Source organism: Mesorhizobium sp. 1M-11 (assembly GCF_001303895.1).
Taxonomy (GTDB): domain Bacteria; phylum Pseudomonadota; class Alphaproteobacteria; order Rhizobiales; family Rhizobiaceae; genus Mesorhizobium.
The window spans coordinates 1-5,530 of the sequence record NZ_LJSD01000030.1 but is presented as its reverse complement, the minus strand read 5'-3'; the positions used below and the strand labels follow the sequence as shown (position 1 = coordinate 5,530).

1 protein-coding gene is annotated in these 5,530 nt (G+C 59.2%); it reads right to left on the bottom strand.

Annotation, left to right across the window (positions count from 1 at the left end; translation table 11 throughout):
- On the bottom strand, positions 1 to 5,453 hold a 5,453-nt coding region (locus AO692_RS13105), incomplete at its 3' end, for a toxin TcdB middle/N-terminal domain-containing protein (protein ID WP_082407355.1).
- Positions 5,454 to 5,530 lie beyond the last annotated feature (77 nt).

The window sequence follows — 5,530 nt, the reverse complement described above, 5'->3', positions numbered from 1 at the left end:
TAGCTCTTCTGGGTCTGGAAGCCGGAGTTCAGGCGCTCGCCATAGGCCGCATAGCCGGTACTTTCGACGACTGCGCCATCAGCATCGGTGACGAAGCGCACCGATGCCAGGTGATCGCGATGCAGGAAGAACTTCGCCCCGTTCACGATCTTGATGTCGGCATGTGGGTAGCGGGTGTATTTCTCCGCCCCAGGTGTCGCCGGATCGATCTCGACATCGGCGCTCGGATAAAGCGTGGTGCCGAAGGAAGAGCTCTTCTTCACCCGCGCACCATCAGGACCGTAGGCATAGCTTGTCGTGCCGTTGGCCTGCGTGACCGTCGTCAGCCGGTTCGCTTCGTCCCAGACCAGGGTACGGATGCCGTCCGATGAGGTGTTGCCATTAGCGTCATAGGCGAAGGACCGCGAACCGACACTCAACGGCGCATGCGGGCGCTGTGCCGTTGCTGCTGGATACACATAGCTGCCCGAGACCCGGCTGCGCGAGAGCATGTTGCCGTTAGTGTCGTAGCTGAACGTCTCGTTGAGGCTGGCGTTGGCACCGTTGGTCGCCGTCATCAGCCAGTCGAAGTTGTTGTAGGTGTAGCTCCAATCCTCGGCCGTGCCCGCCGGATCGAGTGCCGTCGGCGCACCATTGATGGCGGTGATACGACCGGCAAGGTCACGGCTATAGGTGTTGTCCATCAACACGGCGCCGCTCGAGCCTATCGTTACTACCCTGGTCAGCCAGCGTCGTGTCGGCGAATAGCTGAAGTCCGTCTTCACGCCATTGGCATAGACGATCTGGCGCGTCTGATTATCAGCCTCGTAACTGATCGAGGTGATGTAACCGGGCGCTGAATAAAACAGGTTGCCGCTTGTATATCCGAGGCGATCGGCATTCGTCCCAAAATCAGCCGGTGAAGGCGAGTAGTTTTGAAAGACGACGAGACCCGAGCGATCTCGCGCCATGAAAGTGGAGTGGCTTGCCCCATCGATGCTGGTGGTTTGCCACCTTACCTTACCGAAGCCATCATAGTTGTAGACCTGTGTGGCCGCGCCGTTCACCGATCGGGTCATCTGACCGACATTGTAGTAATCGGGCTCGATTTGGTCATAGCTGTTCTGGACAAGCGTGACGGGCGCGCCGCCCACTGCCGTCGCGGTCTTCGTCACCAGTCTCCCCATCTGGTCATAAGACAAGGTGGTCACTGCTCCGCGGGCATCCGTCTGCTCGACCAGCCGATTGGCTGCGTCGTATTTATAGGTCCAGGTGCCAAGATCGGGATCTGAGGCCGTCAGCCGATTGCCGGCCATATCGTAGCTGTAGGTCCAAGTGGCAAGGCGGTCGTCAACCAGCTTGGTCAGCCGATGCAAGGCGTCATAGTTGCGATGCTCGGAGATATAGGAACCGTCCACCATAACACTGGTCAGGCGGATCGCATCGCCCCGGCTGTTTGTGAAGACGTGACTTTCCCGTCCAAGTTCGTCTTTCTGGACGACGAGGCCGTATGTAACGTTGGTGGAATGGATCAGGGGGGTGGGCCACAGGCGGTACGTGTAGGTGCGCTCACTGCCATCAGGATTGACTACCGCGGTTTGCCGATCTGCCCAGTCATAACGAGTGCTGGTCCATTGATCGGCTTCGTTCGAACAGCGAGGCAGTGATTTTCGAGCGACGTTGGAGCGCTGATCGTATTCCGTGTTGACCATCACCCAGACGCCGGGCGCGTTGCACCCGGGCGTATCCTCGTGCCAGGCGCGGCCAAGCCCGTCGTAGAAAGTTTGCTTGTAGTATTCCCCCGATGCGTTCGGCAGAGGCGAATAGGTCACAAAGTGCTGTAGGGAGCTTCCTTCGTCGAAGTAGCGAACTTTCGAATAGTATCCGGTCGCGGTGTTTCGGATTTCCGAAGACCGGCAGTATGGATCGTAGCTGAAGGTCGTGATGCTACCATTCCAGTCGGTCTTGCTCGCCGGCAAACCACAAACCGGGTTGTAGGTAATGGTCGAGACGAAACGCGCGTCGGCAGGCAATGAACCGTTGGCAAAATACTTTGGTGCGCGCTCCGTCACCGGGTAGAGGTGATAGGTAGGATCGTAGTCCCATTCTGTACGGTTACCGGCACCGTCGACCTGCGATATCCTGTTGCCGAAGCTGTCGTTGGTGAAGGTTTCGGTCGTCTGATAGAGTGGCTGGGTCGAATCCGCTCGCACCCGGTGGATAGAGGATGTCAGATTGCCCTTGATAGGCTGGGCCAGATTGTCTGTAGAACCATCATAGAAGAACAGATCGTATTTGATGGGAAAAATTGGATCAAACGTGTCTCGGATCGCTTCGTAGCGCGGTTTGGAGACGATGTAGGAACTGAGTGTTGGCGCAAAGGCATACACAGTCCAAATTTCGTCACCACTGACATCGTTGCGGCCGTAGTCCTTTAGTTCAATGATGTTGCCCCATTCATCGAAAACGCGATCGAGGGCTCGCGTCAGGACCGCGCCGTCACTCGTTTCGGATATCGCTGTGCCGGTGTTCTGGACCCAATAGGGTTTGGTTGCGGCATTGACCGAATAGCTCTCCGTTACCCTTTTGCGTTCGATGCCGGCACCGTCCTTCATGACGGTCAGTGACGGCAGACCGTAGCTGGCCAGATCCTGGCGGTAGGTTGTTTCGATTGTGGGCCGCCCACCTTCGCCGTTGGCGGAAGGTTTGGTCTCGACGACGCTGGCAAAGCCGAGGAAGCGGCGGGCGACGGGGTCGTATCTGCCGCCCGAATAGGAATAGTTGGTTACGGCGGCTTGCCCTCGACCATCGTAAACCGTCAGCTGGGTTACCGCGTGCACAACTTGCGGCAAATAGTCATTCTGCCACTGCGTCGATGGCGCGAAGTTAGCCACAACCGTGCCGCCCAGTTCTGTCGTGACAATTCGCAACAGGTTGGGTGTGCCGGCACCGGCGTTGGAAGCATAGACGATGTCGACGAAGCTGCCGGCACCGTTGCGGTTGATGAAATCGGGTAGACCGTCACCATTGAAGTCGCCGATGACAACGCTGGCGGTCAGAGAGAATGGCGCGAACTGGGTGGGGTAGTAGGTCGTGCCGCTCGGCTGTAGGGAAAACACTCGCAACTGTCCCGTCGACATGGGGGACGGCGCGGTGCTCGTCTCAACCGTGACCAGGTCCATACGGCCATCATTGTCGAAATCGCGAAGGACGGCGGAACGACCAACGGCTGAGTTCACGGCAAACGATTTGAAGCCGTTACCGGTGGACAACAGGATCTGCATGCTGCCGTTGCTGCTGTAGCGCAAGATGTCGCTGGCCCCATCGCCATTGATGTCACCAACGACACAGCTGCCGTATTCGCGGAATGACTGTGGTGAACACGACAGGGAGATGTTTGCTCCCGGCTGCCATGTTCCGCCCGACAACACGCCTTTGCTGACATAGCTGATCCCAACCCAATACAGGGGCTGCTGGCGTCCATTGCCCAGGAAGTCTCCCACCCCCAACAATTGAGTGGATGCCGATGTCTGCGGATAGACGGTGTCGGTTGCGTCGCCATCCGCATCGGCAACGATGCCATCGACCAGCGGCGTAGCACCATCGCCACCTTGCGGAAGCCCCGCACACGTACCCTCGTAGCCCGACACAGGACAGGTATATCTGCTCAGGTTGAACTGGCTGTCGACCTGTATGATCGAGCGCGTCGAACTGTAGGTGACACGACCCGTGGCGCCATTGACATAGTCCTGGAGCGCGGCATCGGCGAAATCCATCCGGGCACTGCCGGCGATGAAGCGACCGGGCTCCGAGAAGTATTTGGGTGTGTAGGAATCGCTGTTTGGATTTGTCAGCGTGTCGAGCAGCAGCGCCCTGTTGGCAGCCAGGGAACCGTCGGCATTGAAGGCGAAGAGCTTCTTCGTACGACGCCAACCCTCGATGGGATCCCGGGAGGAGCCTGCATTGACCCGAACGATCTCGTCGCCAAAGATCTCGTCGCGGCCATCGAGATTGAGATCGCCGACCTGGGTCGGCAAGGCCAGAAAGCTGGTCCCGCTCCCATAGGCAGACACGTTGACCCCACTATAGGCCGCTGCCGCATCCTGGTAGCTCATCTGCGCGATGGTCTTGGAAGAGCCGCCAGAGATGGCATTGTTTGAGGCAAAGGTCACGTCCGTGCCGTAACGCGTGACCCTAGTCAAGCGTGATGTAGAGGAGAACGGAGCTTGGTCATAGGTCAGAGCGTAGACGCTACGCATTTGCCCGGAGACGCTGATCCTGATCGACTTGATACGCTGCAGGGTTTCCGAGATGCCCTGGCCATTGCCCATCAGAATGGGATCGGGACGGGTCTCCCGCTCGAAAGCAATGTAGGTTCCGTTGTAGGTGATGGTGTAGATGTAGCAGACTGGTGAATCCGGGCAGTTATAGGTATAGTTGACCGTATTGCCGTTGGTGTCTCTGACCGAGGTTAGCAGCCAGCGGTAGGCGTAGCCCAGATCGTTGGTTGGAGCACTCCCCCAGACCGCAACGACAGAACTGAAGGTCGAGACCGTTCCGTCACGGTCTGTGACTTCCCAGTATCTGCTGTATTCCGATCCGAGCAGCTTGATACGCCGATAGGATTCGTTCTCGGTGGCATGGGTGCCGCCTGCCGTGCACGAAGGCGAGGACACGCCGGGGCCGCAGGCAACCAGCGGCATGCCGTTGAGCAGGAACACATCGGAGCTGTCGAACATCGGCATGCCATAGCCGGGGCTTGCCCGCTCGATCACATCGATGCCGTCCAGCCCCCAGCCATAGCCCAGCCAGCCCTGGTAGAGCCCGCCGAGCTTGGTCTTGCGGGAGGAATCGTAGGTCAGCGACAGCTTCGGCTCGAGACCGCGGAAGGCCGGCACATCGATGTCGATCGAATAACCGAGGCTGCCATTCGAGGCCCGGTTGGGCAGGTCCACCTTGGCGGGCGCTCCGATCGCTTCCGGATCCTGGCCGACCGTGCCGCTGGCTGAGGTTGCTGCAGCCATGGCCGCAGCAGCTTCCGGAGCCGCCGCCTTCGCATCCGCCTTGGCGGCATCTCCACTTTTGTCGCTCGTGGCCTTGTCTTCGGCCGTGTTGGTCGAACCATTGCCGATCTTGGAAGCCGCGTCAGGATTGCGATCCTGGGCAGAGGCCTTGCCATCGGCCTGCCCGCCGGTTCCTGCCTTCAGCCCATCGCCACTGCCATCCTTGGCTGACGATGTTGCCGCCGATCCGCCTGACTTGCCATCTGTGGCCTTGCCGTCTGCCGCCGCTCCAAAGCCTGCACCGCCATTGCCGAAGCCACCGCTGCCTGAGATCGTGGAGGTGCCGCTCGATGCCGTCCCGGGCTGCGTCTGCGCAAAAGCCTGGCCGCCATATCCATCCGGAAGCCCGAAACTGCTCGCACCGAAAAACCCCGCGACGACAAACGCCGCGCAAAGCCACAACCGACTCATCAGCCCCTCCGTGTCCGGTTGAGCGGAAGTTAGCTAAGGCCACTCATACGCACATGACGAAGGTGTTATGCCAGTAA